This is a genomic window from Aliivibrio sp. S4MY1 (assembly GCF_028765545.1).
Classification (GTDB): Bacteria; Pseudomonadota; Gammaproteobacteria; order Enterobacterales; family Vibrionaceae; genus Aliivibrio.
This window is the reverse complement of the sequence record NZ_JARACP010000025.1, coordinates 1-19589: the sequence shown is the minus strand read 5'-3', so window position 1 is coordinate 19589 and position 19589 is coordinate 1. Positions and strand designations below refer to the sequence as shown.

23 protein-coding genes are annotated in these 19589 nt (G+C 39.5%); 14 read left to right on the top strand and 9 right to left on the bottom strand.

Going from position 1 to position 19589, the window contains the following annotated elements; genetic code table 11:
- Positions 1 to 55 precede the first annotated feature (55 nt).
- Complete coding sequence (locus PVK71_RS18755) at positions 56 to 946, bottom strand: LysR family transcriptional regulator (RefSeq protein WP_274420676.1); 891 nt, start codon at positions 944 to 946, stop codon at positions 56 to 58.
- 135 nt (positions 947 to 1081) lie between these two features.
- Here PVK71_RS18755 and PVK71_RS18750 point away from each other — a divergent pair, with 135 nt between their 5' ends.
- The 3 genes from PVK71_RS18750 (at position 1082) to PVK71_RS18740 (ending at position 4137) form a co-directional block, all read left to right on the top strand.
- Positions 1082 to 2338, top strand: a complete 1257-nt coding sequence (locus PVK71_RS18750; protein ID WP_274420678.1) for an adenylosuccinate synthetase — start codon at positions 1082 to 1084, stop codon at positions 2336 to 2338.
- A gap of 352 nt (positions 2339 to 2690) precedes the next feature.
- Positions 2691 to 3305: a fumarylacetoacetate hydrolase family protein gene (locus tag PVK71_RS18745; protein ID WP_274420680.1), complete on the top strand. Its 615-nt coding sequence runs from the start codon at positions 2691 to 2693 to the stop codon at positions 3303 to 3305.
- A gap of 193 nt (positions 3306 to 3498) precedes the next feature.
- A complete protein-coding gene (locus PVK71_RS18740) occupies positions 3499 to 4137 on the top strand; it encodes a LysE family translocator (RefSeq protein WP_274420683.1) in 639 nt (212 codons plus the stop codon).
- Between the two features lie 96 nt (positions 4138 to 4233).
- On the opposite strand, the gene PVK71_RS18735 is transcribed toward PVK71_RS18740, so the two are convergent.
- Positions 4234 to 5940: a phospho-sugar mutase gene (locus PVK71_RS18735; RefSeq protein ID WP_274420685.1), complete on the bottom strand. Its 1707-nt coding sequence runs from the start codon at positions 5938 to 5940 to the stop codon at positions 4234 to 4236.
- Positions 5941 to 6190: 250 nt separating this feature from the next.
- Between PVK71_RS18735 and PVK71_RS18730 the strand changes: the two genes are divergently transcribed.
- A complete protein-coding gene (locus tag PVK71_RS18730; RefSeq protein WP_274420687.1) occupies positions 6191 to 7186 on the top strand; it encodes a 2-hydroxyacid dehydrogenase in 996 nt (331 codons plus the stop codon).
- 55 nt (positions 7187 to 7241) lie between these two features.
- Here PVK71_RS18730 and PVK71_RS18725 read toward each other — a convergent pair whose 3' ends face one another.
- The 4 genes from PVK71_RS18725 to topA form a co-directional block, all read right to left on the bottom strand.
- Positions 7242 to 7715: a response regulator gene (locus PVK71_RS18725; RefSeq protein WP_130043396.1), complete on the bottom strand. Its 474-nt coding sequence runs from the start codon at positions 7713 to 7715 to the stop codon at positions 7242 to 7244.
- Positions 7702 to 9042 carry an ATP-binding protein gene (locus PVK71_RS18720; RefSeq protein ID WP_274420690.1) on the bottom strand — a complete coding sequence of 447 codons (1341 nt, stop codon included), beginning with the start codon at positions 9040 to 9042 and terminating at the stop codon, positions 7702 to 7704. The genes PVK71_RS18725 and PVK71_RS18720 overlap by 14 nt, the downstream gene beginning before the upstream one ends.
- Before the next feature lie 3 nt (positions 9043 to 9045).
- A complete protein-coding gene (locus tag PVK71_RS18715; protein ID WP_130086759.1) occupies positions 9046 to 10464 on the bottom strand; it encodes an SLC13 family permease in 1419 nt (472 codons plus the stop codon).
- Positions 10465 to 10651: 187 nt separating this feature from the next.
- Positions 10652 to 13303 (bottom strand): type I DNA topoisomerase, encoded by a 2652-nt coding sequence (topA, locus tag PVK71_RS18710; RefSeq protein WP_274420693.1) that lies wholly within the window; start codon positions 13301 to 13303, stop codon positions 10652 to 10654.
- Positions 13304 to 13705: 402 nt separating this feature from the next.
- On the opposite strand from topA, the gene PVK71_RS18705 reads away from it, so the two are divergent.
- Entirely contained in the window at positions 13706 to 13951 is a 246-nt protein-coding gene (locus PVK71_RS18705; protein WP_274420696.1) for a YciN family protein, read from the top strand.
- A 140-nt stretch (positions 13952 to 14091) separates the two neighbouring features.
- On the opposite strand, the gene PVK71_RS18700 is transcribed toward PVK71_RS18705, so the two are convergent.
- Both PVK71_RS18700 and PVK71_RS18695 read right to left on the bottom strand, forming a co-directional pair.
- Positions 14092 to 15060: a phage integrase gene (locus tag PVK71_RS18700; protein WP_274420698.1), complete on the bottom strand. Its 969-nt coding sequence runs from the start codon at positions 15058 to 15060 to the stop codon at positions 14092 to 14094.
- 42 nt (positions 15061 to 15102) lie between these two features.
- Positions 15103 to 15399, bottom strand: a complete 297-nt coding sequence (locus PVK71_RS18695) for a helix-turn-helix domain-containing protein (protein ID WP_274420700.1) — start codon at positions 15397 to 15399, stop codon at positions 15103 to 15105.
- Positions 15400 to 15500: 101 nt separating this feature from the next.
- Here PVK71_RS18695 and PVK71_RS18690 point away from each other — a divergent pair, with 101 nt between their 5' ends.
- The 4 genes from PVK71_RS18690 (at position 15501) to PVK71_RS18675 (ending at position 17298) form a co-directional block, all read left to right on the top strand.
- Positions 15501 to 15752 (top strand): hypothetical protein, encoded by a 252-nt coding sequence (locus tag PVK71_RS18690; protein ID WP_274420702.1) that lies wholly within the window; start codon positions 15501 to 15503, stop codon positions 15750 to 15752.
- Between the two features lie 216 nt (positions 15753 to 15968).
- Complete coding sequence (locus PVK71_RS18685; protein ID WP_130066635.1) at positions 15969 to 16229, top strand: hypothetical protein; 261 nt, start codon at positions 15969 to 15971, stop codon at positions 16227 to 16229.
- A 14-nt stretch (positions 16230 to 16243) separates the two neighbouring features.
- Positions 16244 to 17167, top strand: coding sequence for a hypothetical protein (locus PVK71_RS18680; RefSeq protein ID WP_274420704.1), 924 nt, complete (start codon positions 16244 to 16246; stop codon positions 17165 to 17167).
- Positions 17167 to 17298 (top strand): hypothetical protein, encoded by a 132-nt coding sequence (locus PVK71_RS18675; RefSeq protein WP_274420705.1) that lies wholly within the window; start codon positions 17167 to 17169, stop codon positions 17296 to 17298. The genes PVK71_RS18680 and PVK71_RS18675 overlap by 1 nt, the downstream gene beginning before the upstream one ends.
- Positions 17299 to 17474: 176 nt before the next feature.
- On the opposite strand, the gene PVK71_RS18670 is transcribed toward PVK71_RS18675, so the two are convergent.
- A complete protein-coding gene (locus PVK71_RS18670; protein WP_274420706.1) occupies positions 17475 to 17951 on the bottom strand; it encodes a hypothetical protein in 477 nt (158 codons plus the stop codon).
- Between the two features lie 250 nt (positions 17952 to 18201).
- Here PVK71_RS18670 and PVK71_RS18665 point away from each other — a divergent pair, with 250 nt between their 5' ends.
- Genes PVK71_RS18665 through PVK71_RS18645 form a run of 5 tightly spaced genes read left to right on the top strand, consistent with a single transcriptional unit; the run spans position 18202 to position 19544 of the window.
- Positions 18202 to 18405 carry a hypothetical protein gene (locus PVK71_RS18665; RefSeq protein ID WP_274420708.1) on the top strand — a complete coding sequence of 68 codons (204 nt, stop codon included), beginning with the start codon at positions 18202 to 18204 and terminating at the stop codon, positions 18403 to 18405.
- Positions 18402 to 18785 carry a hypothetical protein gene (locus PVK71_RS18660; RefSeq protein WP_274420710.1) on the top strand — a complete coding sequence of 128 codons (384 nt, stop codon included), beginning with the start codon at positions 18402 to 18404 and terminating at the stop codon, positions 18783 to 18785. Before PVK71_RS18665 ends, PVK71_RS18660 begins: the two co-directional genes overlap by 4 nt.
- Positions 18782 to 18979, top strand: a complete 198-nt coding sequence (locus PVK71_RS18655; RefSeq protein WP_274420712.1) for a hypothetical protein — start codon at positions 18782 to 18784, stop codon at positions 18977 to 18979. The genes PVK71_RS18660 and PVK71_RS18655 overlap by 4 nt, the downstream gene beginning before the upstream one ends.
- 5 nt (positions 18980 to 18984) lie before the next feature.
- On the top strand, positions 18985 to 19251 hold the full coding sequence (locus tag PVK71_RS18650) for a hypothetical protein (protein WP_274420714.1): 267 nt from the start codon (positions 18985 to 18987) through the stop codon (positions 19249 to 19251).
- Positions 19252 to 19259: 8 nt separating this feature from the next.
- Positions 19260 to 19544, top strand: a complete 285-nt coding sequence (locus PVK71_RS18645) for a hypothetical protein (RefSeq protein ID WP_274420716.1) — start codon at positions 19260 to 19262, stop codon at positions 19542 to 19544.
- Positions 19545 to 19589 lie beyond the last annotated feature (45 nt).

Genomic DNA, 19589 nt, shown 5'->3' with positions numbered 1-19589 from the left:
CCCTTTAATAATGAATGTCAATATACTTTATAAAACACATGTGTCGTTAAGATGACTATTTTTGCGAACGAATAATCTCTTCATCTACCCATTTTAATAACTGTTTAATCGCCTTAGATAACACCTGATTTTGCCTAACAATATAGCCTAAACTAGTTGTTGGGAACTTAGGTAATGGCGTTACCATTGTTTTAATATCCCGCTTTGGATGAATCGAAAATTCAGGCACAATTGCTACACCAAAACCAGCCTCAGCCCAATCAATCTGAGCATCTACGCTTCCTACTTCCATTATTCGATATTTGGGCAAATTCAAAGACGGTAAGGCCAAATCAAGTAAATCACGAGTTCGAGTATCATGGCCTAACAAAATCAGTGTCGGTTCATCATCTAAGGTAATTGTAGGATCAAGATTCGCTTGCTGCCACTCTGCCAGGTGATTACCCAATGCACACCATTTGATTTGTTGTAATTCCGTAAAATGCAGGGGCTGACTTTCTTTCTGTGCAATAACAAACCCTAAATCGGCCTCTGCACTTTTCACTAATTCAGACGCTTGCGAAGAAGTGGTATTAAGCAGAGAAAAATCGATGCCTGGGAACTCTTGCTTAAATAATTGGAATGGCCCAATCAATAATAAACGCGAAATAATATCACTAGCCGCAATGGTTAGTGTCCCACGGCTCAAATCATTAATCGCATTCAAATCCGCTTGGCACACTTGTAATGCCATTAGCGTATCTTGACTGGTTTGTAATAAACGAGTCCCTGCTTCCGTTAAATGAAACGGATTTCTCTCAATCAACTTTACTCGAGTCGAACTTTCTAACTGTTTAATATGTAGGCTGACATTGGGTTGTGTCATATGAAGGGCTGCTGCCGTTTTACCAAAGTGTTTTAACTCTGCTAACGTGACAAATGTTTTAAGCCAGTTAAGATCAAGCATGCCTATACTCTCTTTTTGAATACATTTCACTCAATATGATATATGGATTTCTTATCAAGTCGATAATTATAATTAATTTCTCATATTGCATTATTGGGATTAGCATAGCGTCTTAATCATTTAGGAGTTTGTGTTATGCCGTCTATTGTTGTTGTTGGTGCTAATTGGGGCGATGAAGGTAAAGGCCGTATCGTTGATTTTCTTGCTGCTGATGCGTCTGCAAGTATTCGTTTTCAAGGCGGTAATAACGCCGGTCATACTGTAGTAAATGACTTTGGTACCTTTAAGTTACACCAACTTCCAAGCGGTATTTTTAACCCAAACTGTACAGCGGTTCTTGGTCCTGGCATGGTAATTAGCCCTGCGGCATTAAGCGAAGAAATCGCAGAAGTTAAAGCGGCTGGTATTGAAGTAAAAATGCACATTTCTGACCGTGCTACGCTTTGCCTTCCTATTCATGCGCTTGAAGATACACTTGAAGAATTACGTTTAGGCGACGGTGCTTACGGTTCAACCCGTCAAGGTATTGCTCCTGCATACGGCGATCGTGTAATGAAAAAAGGTATCCTTGTTGGTTGGTTAATGCAACCTGAGGTTCTTCTAGAACGTATCAAGTTCATGCTTGATTGGAAAATGCCACAACTTAAAGCACTTTACCCTACTTGTGATTTCAACCAAACAGCGGAAGAAATGACAGAATGGCTACTAGAAGTAACTGCACCTTGGCGTAAATTCATTTGTAACGTGACTGAGCCTCTAAAAGTAATGCAGAAGAACGATGCAAACTTATTGTTTGAAGCACAACTCGGTGCTGGCCGTGATTTAGTTTACGGTGAATACCCATGGACTACCTCTTCAAACGTTACAGCGGCTTATGCTGGTATCGGCAGTGGCTTACCTGCATTACGCCCTGAGCGTATTATCGCTGTAGCGAAATCATTCAGCTCATCTGTTGGTACAGGTACGCTAGTTACTGCAATGGAAGAGCAAGATAACTTCCGTGAAGCAGCTAACGAGTATGGTGCAGTAACAGGCCGCCCACGTGACATGGGTTACTTCGATGCAGTAGCAACGCGTAACGGTGTTGAACTACAAGCAGCAACTGAAATCGCACTAACAAAAATTGACTGCTTAAGTGGCATGGCGGATCTTAAAATCTGTACGTCTTACGCTGGCGAACATACTGAGAACCCAATCTGGCCTCAAACATCAGCACTAAGCCCTGTTTACGAAAACATGGAAGCATGGGAAGAAGACATTACAGGTTGTCGTACTTTTGAAAGCTTGCCAAAAGCGGCTCAAGCTTATGTATTACGTATTGAAGAATTAATGGGTGTGCCAGTAAGCATGGTATCTGTTGGTCCTGAGCGTGAGCAAATGATCATCCGTTAATCGGAATCAGCTAACATAATCGATTTTTTAAAGATAAAAGCCACGCTACCTATTTTGTGAGAATTTTAGGTAGCGTGGCTTTTTTGATCAAACTGTCGCTTTTATTCAATCTTCCTTTTTTACTTTTGCCTACAATCCCTAGCAAGAAATAATTCAAAAATAATAAACCATATAAACGGTGATCTGACTTATCTCATTAACAGCACAACAGATCACCATAATTATCTATATGATCCTATTCGTAGTTGAGCTAGAGATCTGATTTTTGACTAAAAACTCAACAGAGTACGATTGAAAAAAGAGGAGTTCAGGTACACTCTGCATTGCATATTTAAAAACCAAGGATAGGAAAATGAATTCGGTTCGTTTTGGAGAAAAATTAATCACTCCATCTAAATTATTGTGTATTGGTCGCAATTACGTTGCCCACATTAATGAATTAAATAATACGATACCAGAACAAATGGTGGTATTTAATAAACCGAACTCATGTATTACTTCTACACTTTCAGCTTTTCACCAAGAGCGCCTACATTATGAAGTAGAGATCTGTTTTCTGATTGAAAAAGAACAGCTATCTGCCGTTGCGATTGGTATTGATTTAACCAAACGAGACTTACAATCTGAGCTAAAAAGCAAAGGATTGCCTTGGGAGCGAGCAAAAGCATTTGATGGCTCAGCGGTATTTAGCCGTTTCATCCCTCTTAATGATATAGATATTAGCCAACTTCAAATTGAGCTCTTTATTAACAGTATGAGAGTCCAATGTGGCCAAGTTAGCCAAATGATTTACTCTCCAGAAACTATCCTTGTTGATTTAAAATCCTATACCCAATTGTATGACGGTGATGTCATCATGACTGGTACACCTCAAGGTGTTGGAGAAATTCACATGGGCGATATTTTTCTTAGCCGCTTAAAACTCGATGGAAAAACACTGATTGAAGCTGAGTGGGTTGCAAGATAAGCGAAATGACAAGTTACCGTGGTAACCCTAGTAACTTAGACACATAAAAGCCACATCCAATACCACTTAATAACAAATATATCATTATTTTTTAACATGCTGATTATTTATTCTAAAATGGCGCTTTAAAAATGGAAAAGTAGATCTTACTGCTATAAAATCCGCCACCTGATTTATAATTCAAAATAAAATAATGATTGATATTACTATTCTTCCTGTTTACTTAACCGCCGTTATCGCCCTACTTTTATTACCTGGTCCGGATATGCTGTTGATTGCAAGTTCAAGCATGAGTTACGGCCGTAAAGTGGGTTTATTTGCCAGCTTAGGTAATGCGACCTCGGGAATTATTTTGACGCTCCTTGCTGCTTTAGGTGTATCTGCGTTAATCGCAATGAGTCCTTTAGCCTTAAAAGCATTGCACCTAGTTGGTGGCGCGTACTTATTAAAGATGGGTTGGGATTGTATTCGAGCAGAAGCAGATGAGGCACCAAAACTACAACAAGGTTCGACAATGGCAACCACGTTTTACCAGCGTGCACTAGTTAGTAATTTACTAAACCCTAAAGCATTAGTCTTCTTTGTGATGTTTTTACCGCAATTTGTTTCAACCAATATAGCGGCAACCTCTGGTGAGCAAATGTTGGTGCTTGGCTTATTGCTTAACGTTCTTGGTTTATTGTTTAACTTAATCTTGGTAGCATTAGTGGGAACACTTGGAAAGTCACTAATCAATAACGTGAAATTCAGAACGTATCAACACAAATTCATGGGCGGAATTTTTATCATTCTTGCACTATGGATGCTGAGCTCTTTTGTAACCACTCTGTAAATCTATATTATTTAAAATAAAAACGGTGAGTTTAATGCTCACCGTTTTTGTTTCTATCCTACTTTTTAAAAGCTTAGTTTCTTGATCTTCTCACTTTTAAACTAGGCTCTTTTGATGCTCTTCAATTAAATGATCCATCGCTTCATTAGCTTTAGTTTGAATGACCGAGTATTCATCTGCTGGTGCAATCGCTACCACCACTTCGTAATAACACTTCAGTTTTGGCTCAGTACCTGATGGGCGAACAATAATACGAGAACCATCTTCTAAATGATAAATCACAACATCACTGGCTGGTAAATCGATTGATTCTGTCGTGCCATCTGAGAGATATCTCAATGACGCTTTTAAATCTTCAGTAACCGCAATATTCACTCCAGCAATTTGCTTTGGTGGATTCGCTCTTAGCTTATCGCCAACCGGCGGATAATTTGGTGCTAAAGCGATACTGCGCTGTGCATTTATATACAATCCATGAGTACGATAAATTAATTCCAACTCATCCCAGACACTCTTACCTTGTGTTGAAAGTTCTGCCGCTAATTGAGCAAAAGCAACTAAAGCAGATAAACCATCTTTATCCCACACTTCACTGCCAATGGTGTATCCAAGCGCTTCTTCATAAGCAAAAAGAAATTGTTTCTCTTCACTTTGTTTTTGCATCGCAACATTAGTTAGCCATTTGAAGCCCGTTAGCGTTTGGAAATACTCTGCCCCTTTCGATTCCGCAACCTTTTTCAATAACGTGGACGAAACAATGGTATTACCAACAAGCTGCTTACTTGGTTCTGTATGTTTCAACAGATAATGCCCAAATAAAATACCAACCTGATCGCCTGTAAGCATTTGATAGCTACCGTCATCTTTTCGTGCAGCAAGTGCAAAACGGTCTGCATCAGGATCATTAGCGCATGCAAGCTCTGCCTGCACTGAATCAGCAAGGGCGATAACCATATCCATAGCCCCTTTTTCTTCAGGATTAGGGAAATTTACCGTTGGGAAGGTTCCATCTGGTTCTCTTTGTTCTGCCACGCTTACCACATGATTAAATCCAGCATCACGCAATAAGGTTTCTGCCATATCGGCACCCACACCATGCATCGCTGTATAAGCAATTGAAATGGCTGATGGGTTGGTATGATTTGAAAGCAGTGGATTGCTGTTCATTGCATTACGATAACATTGATAGTATTCGTCATCTAACCACACTAAAAGCCCTCGAGCCTCAGCATCACTCAATGACATCAGTGGAATAGGCTTTGTGGCTGCAATATCGATCTCATTGGCAATACCTGAATCGTGTGGCGGAATAATTTGCGCCCCATTCTCCCAATACACTTTAAAACCATTATATTCTGGTGGGTTATGACTTGCGGTAACCACGACGGCTCCGGCTGCATTAAACTTCTTAATCCCATAAGCTACAATAGGTGTTGCCGCAACTTTGGTTGTTAAAAAAACCTTGATGCCCAATGCTGTTAATACACTTGCTGTATCGTGTGCAAACTGTTGGGAATCTGTGCGGCCGTCATAGCCTATAACAACACCTCTTTCGCTAGCATTCGAGATATGGTCTATTAAATAATGACCTAATCCAGTAGCTGTTTCTTGAATTACCAGACGATTCATTCGGTTAGGCCCAGCTCCTACCATTCCTCGCAATCCAGCGGTACCAAATTGAAGTCGAGAAGAGAAGCGATCTTCTAATTCTGCCATATTACCAATATCGACAAGGTACTGAAGCTCTTCTCGAGTTCTTGGTTCTGGATCTCTACTCAACCAATTTGTTATTTTCTGCATCATAATAAAAACCTCATTACTGAATATTCATTAAGTCTAGATGATATCTATTATCAATTACATGAGCGCAATCGCTAAACTTAGGAAAATAATAGTTAACTATGAACAAATTATAGTTCTGATACGTAAATACTCTTAATACCATAAGCATTAAAACATTTTATTCATGAGTTTTATCTTATTTTTAGTTAAAGAAGTGGTAAAGTGGAAAGAGTTAGCATTATTATAACCTGTTTATTTGTAAGGATATTATATGAAAATCGCAATGTTCAGTACTAAATCTTATGATGAAGTTTCTTTCAATAGTATCAATCAAAATTACCAATTCGAATGTCAATATTTCAATTTTCAACTTACTGAAAGTACAGCACCTATTGCAGATAGTGCCGATGTAGTTTGTGCATTCGTTAATGATGATTTATCTGCTCCTGTCCTCACTAAACTTGCGAATCAAGGCACTAAATTAATCGCTATGCGTTGTGCGGGATTTGACCGTGTAGACCTTGATGCGGCAAAAGAACTAGGCCTCCAAGTAGTTCGAGTGCCCGCTTACTCACCAGAAGCCATCGCCGAACATGCTGTCGGAATGATGATGTGCTTAAACCGTCGTTTCCATAAAGCGTATCAACGAACTCGTGATGCCAACTTCTCTCTAGAAGGGTTAACAGGCTTCAATTTCTTTGGTAAGACGGTTGGTGTTATTGGCTCGGGTAAAATTGGGCTCGCAACCATGCGAATTCTTAAAGGTTTAGGAATGGAAATCTTGTGTTATGACCCATACCCAAGCCAAGTTGCGATTGATTTAGGGGTGAAATACACCACCTTAGATGAGATTTTTGCGAAATCAGATGTAATTACACTACATTGTCCATTAACCCCTGAAAACACGCACTTATTAGACACAGATTCATTTGAAAAAATGAAAGATGGCGTAATGATCATTAATACCAGTCGTGGTGGATTATTAAATTCAGCCAACGCTATTGAAGCCTTAAAAGCAGGCAAGATCGGTGCGCTCGGTTTAGATGTTTATGATCATGAGAAAGAGCTTTTCTTCCAAGATAAATCAAACGACATTATCACCGATGACGTTTTCCGTCGTTTATCTGCTTGCCATAATGTACTTTTCACTGGCCACCAAGCCTTCTTAACGGAAGAAGCATTAGATAATATAGCTGCGACAACACTAGGTAGTATTGATGCCTTTTCAAAAGGTGAACACTCTGGTAACGAATTAATTCAAGTGTAGTAACCTATAAAAGCGCCTTACATAGTTTGCTTATGTAAGGCGTTTTAATTTGGCACTATCTTAATCGGCTAAGAACAACTTGTTGATCCAAATGTTCTTGATAGTCAGTATATTCCAACCCTTTATCAAAAATATATTCCGTCACTAAACGAGTAACTAACACTCTTAATTCGTCCCCGTTCCATGGCTTTTCAATATAGCTTTCAATACGCGCTCGATTAATAGCGATAATTGTATCTTGATGAGTTGCTTGCCCTGTTAACAGAACTTTTTTTGTTCTTAAAAAGCGATAATCGTGGGAAACATCAGTCAATAATTCAACACCATTTTTTCCTGGCATTACGTGATCGGATAATACTAAAGCGATATATCCTCCTTCACTGTCTAGCTCATCCATCAAGTCTAATGCTTCATCCGCAGATTCACATTCCTCGATATTAATCCATGATTTAAGTGGTGCAAGATCTTGCAAAACGGCACTCAGCACTTCCCTTTGATCGTCTACACAAATCAGATTAAGTTTTTCCATGACCGTCCTCGACTGGCAATTTAATTCTAAAAATGGTTTTCTCTTGATTGCTCTTTACTGCAATTGAGCCACCGTATCCTGTAATAATTCGTTTTACGATGGCTAGACCGAGCCCTAAACCAAAAGAAAGTCCGCCCTTTTTGGTGGTAAAATTCGGTTGGAATATTTTACGGCGAGTCACTTCATCTATTTCAGGACCATTATTCGCAATCGTCACTAAAACAAATCGACCTGATACTCGAGTCGAAATTTCAATTTCTGGTGATTGTATTTTCTCCATTGCATCACTGGCATTTTTAATCACATTAGCCCACACCTGAACTAACTCAGTGGCTGATGCTTTTACCATTGGCATTGCTGCTGGGCTCATATGCACAGAGACGCGCCTCAAATCACTCTGTAATAAGACGAGCGCTTTATTAATGCTGTCATTCACATCAAGGATTTCATCGGTATCTATATCTGTTCTACCTAGTTGTTTCACCGAGCGAACAATACCTACAGAATGCCTTGCCGCTAACCTCATGTCATGAAGATCTCGACCGATATTCCAATAGCGTATGGCTTTTTCAGGAGCGCTTAACCAGTACGTTGATAACTCACCACTAGGCACCGCACGAGCTAATTCACGCGCGAGATCTCTTTCAAGACCATAACGCTCTTCTATTTCACGCCCTCTTGTGCGAACTTCTGATGAACTAATGTTTTGACCATTCATCAAACCTTGATCAACAAAACTACTCGCTTCTGGGTGTATCTCTTCTAGTAACTCTAAAATGATAGACTGAAGACGCTCTGTTTTACTGCTTAAGACTCCAACCGCATTATTAAGCTCATGAGCAATACCCGCAGCCAATTGACCAAGTGTGGTCATTTGCTCTGCAGAGTAGAGTTTTTGTAGTGCTTTTTCTTTCTCTATCGATTCTTGCATGGCTCTGCGCTGACGACGAGAAAGCTCATTAACAATAATAGGCGTAAACTGCGCGGTAAGTGGCCCATAGCGCTCTAGCTCAACTGCTGTGGTCTTTGTATCTATCCACCCAAGTTCACTTTCTGTTTTACTCACTACGGTTGATGAAGCAATTAAGGTTTCAGAAAAGAAACTATGAACGCCTATGAATGCGCCTTCAGAGGCACTAAATACCATAACTTGGCTTTCACTCTCTTCTTCTTGATAGAACCCTTCTAACTCACCAGAGCAAACATAGTATAGACGGTCATTGTCGGCACCCTGCTCTAAGATCGTTTCACCCGCAGGAATAACAATTCTTCGCTCTTCTTGACTAAAATAGGCATCAATCAAACGTTGTAATTTTTCTTGATTCATAGGCTATCCAATATGGCCCACAGTATGAAGGATCCATACCATTACAAAACTTAATAACACACCAACGACGCCCAATATCACACCTGTTTTTGCCATTTGATTACTTTCTACATTACCGGTTGCATGCGCCAATGCATTTGGTGGTGTACTGATTGGTAATGACATACCTAGAGAAGCGGCAAATGTAACTATCAGTATTAAGGTTAGCTCACCACCTAATGGGGTCAATGACGTCATTGAAGTACCTAACGCAGCCATGATCGGCATCAATAAGTTCGCCGTTGCTGTATGTGACATGAAATTTGCCATGACTAAACATAAGAATGCAGCACCAAATAAAACCACATAAGGAGAATAAGCATCAAAAGGAATACTGTGAACCACTAACTTAGCCAAGCCTGTTTTATCTAACGCTAAACCAAGAGCAATACCACCTGAAACTAACCACAGCACATCCCATGATATTTTCTTAAGATCTTCTTTGTTGATGATCCCCGTCAGAGAGAAAACCGCAACTGGAATTAGCGCAACAGTATATGAGTTCATGCCATGACTTGACCCCATTAACCATAAAAGGATCGTTCCTGCGAATGTGATGTACACCATGATCGCTTTTGGTGTTTTTAAGAACTTCCCTTTGATATCTAAATTCATAGTGGTTTGTTTTGCTGGGTATAAGTAGGTAATTAAGAACCAAGCAAGCGCCATCATCACGATGACAAATGGCACACCAAATGCCATCCACTCACCGAATGTGATTAGGTTGTCTCCAACAAGATATTTCAAGGCAATGGCATTTGGTGGGGTTCCAATCGGGGTTCCAATACCACCAATGTTCGCCGCAATAGGAATACACAAAGCAAACGCAACTCGGCCTGGATCTTTCGGACCAAATACGGCAATAACAGGCGTTAAGATCGATAGCATCATCGCCGTTGTTGCCGTATTCGACATAAACATTGAGAAAATACCTGTAATCAACATTAAGCCAAGCATGACAAACTTAGGGTTGGTTCCAAATGGTTTTAACAATACTCTGGCTAAGTTAACATCCAATCGATATTTCGTTGCCGCCATTGCTAGGAAAAAACCACCTAAGAACAGCATAATTATCGGACTGGCAAAGGTTGCCATAATATCACTGTAATTTAGCAACTCTCCAAAATGAGGTGCATCTTGATTCATCTTAAATAAGATAAATCCTTTATCAGAAACCATTAATAGTTCGAGAACAATAATGACTACTGAGGTTGCGTAAATTGGAATTGGCTCAAATACCCAACACAGTGCTGCCAATAAAAAGATAGCAATGACACGCTGCTGAATTATTGTCATTCCTTCAAAAGGAAAAGCGGACAAAGGGAGTAATAAAATAATTAAAGGAATAACTGTTGGGATTAAATACTTCATGTATTGACGCATAACGCTACCGACTTCCATAGAACAGTAAAAATATATTGCCTTTATTATGGTCTTAGTTGCTGTTCGGTATACCGCGTTAGATCAATGAATATAGTAAAATAATTAAAAATATGAAGAGTTATGATTTAATGGCATAAAAAAGGAGCCACATTACTGCGGCTCCTTTTAACTTTTTAGTTAGCTATTTTCAAAAAAGATTATTAATCTTCTTTTTCGGCTTTTGGTTTTTACGCTTATCGGTAATTGCCCACTTGCCATCGATGTATAAACCAGTCCAACCTGATGGTTTGCCATCACTTTCAGTACGAACATAATTCTCTTTCGTTTTACGACTAAAGCGAATCACTGCTGGCTTACCATCTGGATCGTGCGTCGGTGCTTCTGTTAAGTATAAGAACTTAGGAGACAGACGATCTTTAAAGCGAACGAGCTCTTCCACTAATGGCGCACGAGTTTCACGCGATTTAGGGAATGTACTTGCTGCTAAGAATAAACCTGATGCGCCATCACGTAACACAAAGTACGCGTCTGATTTTTCACATTCCAATTCAGGAAGATGTACAGGATCTTCTTTTGGTGGCGCAACTTCACCATTTCTTAAGATCTTACGTGTGTTTTTACACGTTTCACTCGTACAATCCATATATTTACCAAAACGGCCGTTCTTAAGTTCCATGTCTGAACCACATTTGTCACACTCGACAATTGGACCATCATAGCCTTTAAGTTGGAATTCACCTTTCTCAATAATGTAGCCTTCACAGTTAGGGTTATTACCACAAACATGAAGCTTACGATCTTGATCAATTAGGTAAGGGTCCATCGCCGTTTCACACTTAGGACAACGTTTCTTCGCTCGTAGTGCTGCGGTTTCTACGTCTTCTTCAAGAACATTAATAATGCCCTCTTCATTGCCTAAGTTAATGGTTGTCTTACAACGTTCTTTTGGTGGTAATGCGTAACCAGAACATCCAAGGAATACGCCAGTTGATGCAGTACGAATACCCATATTACGGCTACAAGTAGGACACTTAATATCAGTTTCTACGATATTATTTGGTGACATACCGCCTTCTGATTCATCAAGCTCAGCTTTAGCAATATCGTCAGTAAAATCTTGGAAGAAAGCATTAAGTACGTCTTTCCAATCTTTATCGCCTTCAGCAATCTTATCTAAGTTGCCTTCCATACGAGCAGTAAAGTCGTAATCCATTAAATCATCAAACGATTGATTTAAACGGTCTGTTACGATCTCACCCATTTTCTCGGCATAGAAACGGCGACTTTCAACACGAACATAACCACGGTCTTGAATAGTTGAGATGATTGATGCATAAGTCGATGGACGACCAATGCCTTTTTTCTCAAGTTCTTTAACCAATGCCGCTTCTGTGAAACGCGCTGGTGGTTTAGTGAAGTGTTGTTTTGGATCAAGCTGTTCAAGTTTTAGCTTATCGCCAAGTTGAACCGCTGGTAATAATTGATCTTCATTCTTACCCATTGGACGTTGCACGCGAGTCCAACCATCAAACTTAAGGATGCGTCCTTTTGCTTTTAGAGTAAATTCATCGGCTTTTACGCTTAATGTGGTTGAATCGTATTGTGCTGGTGTCATTTGACAAGCAACAAATTGATTCCAAATTAGGTTGTAAAGTTTATGAGCGTCCGCTTCCATACCTTGTAGGTCATCAACTTTCACATCAACACTTGAAGGACGAATCGCTTCGTGGGCTTCTTGTGCGCCTTCTTTGCTACCATAAAAAATAGGGGCTGAAGGTAAATAGCTATCGCCATATTCAGAACCAATAAACTCACGTAACGCCTCTACAGCCTCTTTACTTAAGTTAGTTGAGTCAGTACGCATATAAGTGATGTAACCGCCCTCATAGAGGCGCTGAGCTAACATCATGGTCTTTTTCACACCATAACCTAGACGTGTACTTGCCGCTTGTTGCAGTGTTGAAGTGATATACGGTGCTGATGGCTTACTTTTTGTTGGGCGATCTTCACGCTTACACACTTCATATTCTGCTTTTTCAAGAATACTAGCAGCTGCAAGAGTATCCGCTTGATTTAACGGCTTGAAGGCAGAACCATTGCGTTGAGCTACTTGTAGACGGAAGTTTTCTTTGTCTGCAGTTAACGTGTCTGCATGAATATCCCAAAACTCTTCAGGAATAAATGCATTGATTTCACGCTCACGCTCAACCAATACCTTCACAGCAACTGATTGAACACGGCCAGCAGATAAACCACGGGCCACTTTTTTCCACAACAATGGAGAAGCCATGAAACCAACTACACGGTCTAAGAAGCGACGTGCTTGTTGTGCATTTACACCAGGCATACTCAACTCACCTGGAGTTTCAAAAGCCTGCTGAATTGCATTTTTAGTGATTTCGTTAAAAACCACACGTTTAAAGCGTGAATCATCACCACCGATGATCTCGCGAAGGTGCCACGCAATAGCTTCCCCTTCACGGTCCAAATCGGTTGCGAGATAAATAGTATCTGCGCTTTCCGCTAATTTTTGTAATTCAGCAACTACTTTTTCTTTACCTGGAAGAATTTGATAGTTAGCAGCCCAATCATTGTATGGGTCAATACCCATTTTATTGATTAGATTTTTTTTATCTCTTTCTTTCTTAATGCGTGCTTTTTCTTCAACACTTAAGCCTTTAGTCGATGCCGCAGCCGCTTTTTTACCTGTGCTCGTTGAGCCCATAGGTAAATCACGTACGTGACCTACACTGGATTTTACGATGAAGTCTTTGCCAAGGTATTTATTTATTGTTTTTGCTTTGGCTGGTGACTCCACGATAACTAGAGATTTACCCATAATGTCTCACTAACGTCCTCGTGCTGAAATACAATGCTGCTTAAAATAATGATATCAACAGCTATAAATTAAACTTTATCTATATATTACTATTGAGGGAGGATGGCACTACGTCAACCACTTTTTTTACATTCGTTACTGAATGGTCGTAGTTTGGACAGTTGTTAATTAGATGTAATTTAGACATAACCTACCATCAAACTCCCTTTTTTAATTAGGCCGACTCTATTATCATTTACACGTCCATAGCTCAAAAGGTGAGTTAAATATCTTGCACTTGCTCACAATAAAATTGTCAATCTTCACTGAATTTTTATTTTACTAGCCATGATTTACATCAATTGTATTTTCTAACCGTTATGCTTAAAATCCCTCTTTTATATAGCAAAAAATGAGTGATATATGAGCGATAAAAAATCCATTTCAGAGGCAGATTTACTGTTAATCGCCAACCAAATCATTCAAGATCACGAGAGCTACGTTGAAGGTATGCGAGCAACTAGCGTAGAAGAAAAAGACGAAGTGTTAGTATTTAAAGGTGAGTACTTTTTATCAGAGCAAGGCTTACCAACAGAAAAAACAACCGCTGTATTTAATATGTTTAAATACCTTGCTCACCAATTATCAAAAGAATTTAGCGTTAAGTAAATTCTAGTAACTATAAACAATAAAAAAGGCTGAAATAATCAGCCTTTTTTATATCTTAAGTATCAACAGGTTATTATTGCAATCAAGTAGTTATTGACTATAAACATAACTAACTATTACATATTATGACACCTGTTGGGTCACAATGTGGCCAGAGGGTTGAATTCTAAAGCCTCAGTTAAATAGTCTGGGGCAAGGTGTGCATATGTCATTGTCTGCAGCACAGACGCATGACCTAGTATTCTCTGCAAGGTCAAGATATTGCCTCCATTGATGATGAAATGACTCGCAAATGTATGCCTTAATACATGCGCTGCCTGACCTTTAGGTAGATCAAAATTAAGGCTCTTTAATACTTCGTAAAAATCCATATAACACGGCTTGAACAAGCTCCCACTTTTACCTGTGAATATCTCACTAAAAAGCTCAGGGGTTATTGGCACCGTTCTATTTTTACCATTCTTAGTATTAATAAATATTACCTTACCAGAGATAAGGTTGGAGCCTCTTAGATTTGCGGCTTCACTCCATCTCGCACCAGTAGCTAGACTAAGCTTTGCAATTTTCAGAGCGTCCCCTTCTAAAGAATTAAGCAAGAGCCTAATTTCATCAAGGCTCAAGAATCCCATCTCTCTACTAGGCTCTTTTAATTGCGCGAACCCCTTTAATGGATGCTCTCCAACTAATTCTCCAGACTTGATTAATACTTTAAATACACCACTTAATCGCCAGTGATTTCTATTGATTGTAGTCGCTTTTTTTCCAGCAGCTAACATGTTAGCGCGATAATCAGAAAGAAGACTCTTAGTAACTTGGTAGGCTTTGGGCTGACCAAGTTCTTTATCTAATTTAATAAGATGCCTAAGTTCTTTCTCGCCAGTTTTAAGCTGCTGTCCATAATGCTTGTACCACAAGTTAATCAAGGTAATTAGCGGTCTTTTATCTTTAGGTTTCTCTAGCCAGCCCTTTTGGTTCTGGGTTGAGATAAGCCAACGTTCATACTGAACAGCTTCCGCCCTAGTTTTAAATCTCTTTCTATACCGTGTACCACTTCGACCTTGCGGACGACAATCGACCTCATAACCATTAGGGATAGATTTAATAGACATTGAAATGCCCTCCCCAACGATAAAAAACAATAGCTAAAACAGCTAAGCCTTTTTCTGTATATCGCCATTGCCAATAGTTAATCCGCATTTCTCTTGAGTTGAGAAAGCCGGGCAAATTTGTCCGGCATCTGGATTAACATCACCAGTCATTAGCCATAATGTGTACTTTTTAAATTTTTCATGATTTACAATTCTTAACATAACCCCTCCTGCAGGCTCCTGCTTTCCAGAAATATACTTTTCCACCGCTGATGTTGATATCCCGATCTCACTTGCAAAACCTGCTTGTGAATAACCCTCTTCTTTAATTATAGCTTTTAGTTTTTTTTCAAAAGACATGTTGACCTCCTGACAATTGTCTGGAATAATCCAGACGTATGGGTGGTATTGCAGGCTGTTGCACCAGACTGCGCCAGTAAAACTTTTAGAGGATACAGTAAATGAATGGAAATAGTGAGCGTCCAGTAATAATCATTCAGCCAGATATGGCTCCGATTACTTTAAGGGAATACGCTCAAAAACACGGATTAACACTTGAGGCTGTGCGCTCTATGGCCTACAGATGCCAGATACCAACACTTCAAATTGGGAAGTGTTCCACGCTTTATGTTAATCAGGCACAAATGGTTATGGCCTCTTTAGAGGCGGCAGGTTGGGATGTAAAAGTCCCTAAAGATACTTACGTGGCATAGGTATGGTTTCAGTACAAATATTCTCAGTAACAAAGCACAAGCCAATTAGCATTGTTCCTGCTCATGAATATTCGTCGAACTTCTACCGCGCCATCGTTCAGATGGAAATTAAACACAACAAATTCGCGGAGGAAATGCTCATATTTCCCCATGAAAAAATCGCTATTATTACGTTAAACAACAACCGACAGGTTGTTATTCGAGAGAATACGGATCATGACAAGCACTAGCGCACTTACTGTTGTATATAACGGATTGCTTCAAGGTTATCAATTCCAAATGGAAGCCATGAAAGAAAATGGTATGCCTGACAGCTCTTTTCATTTCCGCTCAGAAAAAATGCGCGAAAGCCTAACAAATCAAATCGGCTCGCTATCTCAGATGGCTTACGATTTAGGTGATCATGATCTAGCTTCAACGCTTTTATCGGTAGCAACAGAGTTTGGCTCTGACGCCACTCCACCAATGCCTCTTTAATTCAGGGCTGTATTATGAATATTTCCTTAGCTTCACTAGCTAAAGCATTTTGCATGCTTGTATTGCTTTCGTGTGCGATTACATCTGCATATCTAACGTATTCATTCATGTACGAATTAGGCTCTGCCATTGGTGTGGCGGCTATATTTGCGATCATTGGGATCACTCTTGATTTAGTAAAAACTATTTCACCCACTTTTATACCCACTGTCGCTAAACAGAATTCACTTATCGCCTTACTTCTTGTTGCGTTAACAGGCTCGCTTATGGTGATAAGTACTATTGCTTCTATCTCAGCGATTGAGAAAGGCGCAAATCAAATGACGGTAGCCACAAAACAGAACGTGGCCATAACCGAACAAATCAATAATAAGAAACTGGAGTTAGACAACTTACAGTTACTTTCTAAGACGCAACTCAGCGCAAACCAAATATCAAAAGCGGATAAAACGGCAATCACGGTTTCTCGTGTAACCAACGAGCTGAATGCGCTTTATCACGCGCAATCAAACGCAAAAGACTCTTCAATTTTGAGCCAGTACGACTCAAAAATCACCTTGTTTATAGCGGTATCTATCGAGGTGGTTTCTGTCGTCATGGCTCTCACTTTACATTCATTAAATACACTTGAAGCAAGTGTAAGAAGTGTATCAAGCCAAATAAATACAACGGTTACACCACCAAGTGTAAGTCAACAAATTCAAAGTGTATTGCCAAGTGTAAGTACAAACAAAACACTTGAGATGCACTTTGCTGCAAGTGTTTTAAGTGAGGCGAAAGAGGCTATTTTAAGTGGCGCAGTAAAGCCTAGTTATCGAGGGTTAAAAGCGGCCTTTGGTATACCACAAGAGCAAAGCAAGCAGATATTAAACTTACTCCACCAACAATCAATTTTAGAGTCGTGGAATAACGGTGGCTATCGACTGAGGACAACGTAATGATGCAACAGCAAGAATTTATCGCAAAAATGGCAATTGCATATATGCAAAATCATGGGCACACACCGGCGACCGCTCATTTGAAAGATTGGGCAGATTTATGGCGCGCCACAAATAACGTGGCTCAGTAAGTTAGAAGAATAAGTGATGAGCAGAGAAGACTTTTTAATAAAGATGATCATGGCGTATGCGGAAAATCACAGCTGCGCACCTGTAGCCTCGCAGATTAATGGTTGGACTGAATTATATAAGAGCTATACAGATTAATGATGAAAAAATGGTGGCGAATTAACGCCACCAATTAAGGTTAATTATCTTTTCGCTTTAATGTTTCACCGCCAAGGTGAGTCATAAAAAATTGAAATCGAGTTAATTGTTTATCACTTACATCTAAACCCATTATTTTACCTGCTCTAATGTAAGCGGCGGCTTCAAAATTGCGAATGGTTTTTAAATCATCTTTTTGAATAACCTGAAATGCTTGCATTAGCTCTGTATCGGAAAGTGATGTTTCAATCAATTCAATGTAACGCTTTTGTTGAATTTGAAATAAAACACCCTTTTCGCCGGGTTTAACCACAAAAGAAAAAGTTGAAAATGCAGTAACCAAAAAGCCGACAAATAACGAATTAAGGTTTGTCGCCATCACAGTGGTACCAAGAAGTATTGATAAAAAAGTAATACTGGAACTGATGCGCTGATAATAGCAAGCATTCATATCTGCAAGCGAATGAGAGTAGTGAATGTTAAACATTAATTCATGTCGAGCTAATTGGTTACTCATAAATTTATCCTTTTTTGTTAGATGGCGGCGGTGGCGGCTTCTCAGGTGGAACTGAAAACTTTTCTGAGGAGCTTACCATTGAGTAATAACTTAATTTATTCATTTAATACCTTGTGTGTTGATGTTTTTTTGGAAGCTACATCATAGCACCGCTTACCATGTGCGCAACTGGTCGTTCGCCTCACGTTACGAGGCTATAAATTCTTAAATGGTCGCTCGCGTTAGAGCTAAAACAACACAAGGATACAGCATGAAAGCTTGGACAGTACCAGAAGCAGCGAAAGCGTTTCCTGTCGGTGCAAAAGTGAAGTTTTTCCGCATTGTCTCTGATAAAGAGGATTTCCATGAAGGCGTAATTTCTAGCAAACCTAGAATAGTTTATGGCGAAGTTGCTGTTTCATTGGATGGATATATCGGTTCGTTTTCTATTAATCACTTGGAGTTATCAGAATGAAACCAATCACAAGTAAGCAAGAGTTTTTGCTTTTCATGGCCAAAAGATACATGGCTCAACAGGCGCATAACGAGCCCTGTGATGAGCGCTTTGATGCGTGGGGAGCTATGTATGATAAGTATCTTTCGCAATCTAATGCGCTTAATGCGCCTAAAGGTTGGAAGTATTGCATCTCAGCTTTTGCGCGTTTCTTGTTTGCGGGACTTCTAATATCCATTCCTGCAATGTTAATTATTTCTACCGCTTTTACGTTGTCTGGATATGAGCCATTAATGATTGCTTATGCAGCTCTTGTTGTATTGCAACTAACTTATGTGTCGTCAGCTATCAACTTAATCACTAGGTATATAGCTCACGGATTAGCAAGGAAGAAAGCATGAAAAACAAGCACGTAAAACAAATGATATGCACGCTATGTCAAGAAAAAATGAAACTATCAGATCTCAAAAATAAATACGTTTTTAAATTTGGTAGAAATGGGCTTGGTTTTTACATCAACAACTGCAGTGTTCTTATTGCTGCTTATCCGTTTGGTGTTATCTCGATAAAAGCTCGGTCTTTAAAAGGGAAGTGAAAGCCATGAGAAATAATTCATCAATAAAAGCAAGTTACAAAGAGCTCTATGCAGCCGTTCGCACAGAGGGTGCTCTTGGTCCTATTGCAGTTCTTGATAAAACTCGCACAAAACACGGCGTTATGATTGCGTGTGATTTATCAGAAAAGGCACACATTGTTTTTCATAGAGAAACTGAAATAAGACGTCATAAATCATTATCTGAGCGATTAATTCAGTACAAGCAATATAAGCTCAGAAGACAGCGATTAGATGACGCTTTAGATTGTTAGGTGTTGATATGAAAACAGCAAATAAGTCAGTGACAATTAAACAGCTCTACAAGGATATTTACTCGGCTAATCGAAGTGGCGGGTTGCTTGAGCTATTGCTTGCTGTCGATGAAGTGGAAAAGAAAAGCGATCGTTTCACCTCACGTAAAATCGTAGCCTGCATAGACCGTATGCGTAATGAAAACATCGCCAAAGTTAGGTTTGATTTAGAGGAAAGGTTGCGTCACTACAAATATGAAAAGCGCAAAGTAATCCACATAAACAACGGTTACGGCATTACTACTATTAAGTAACTCAAGAGATAAATTAGTGAATACACCCAAGCACATTAACGACAT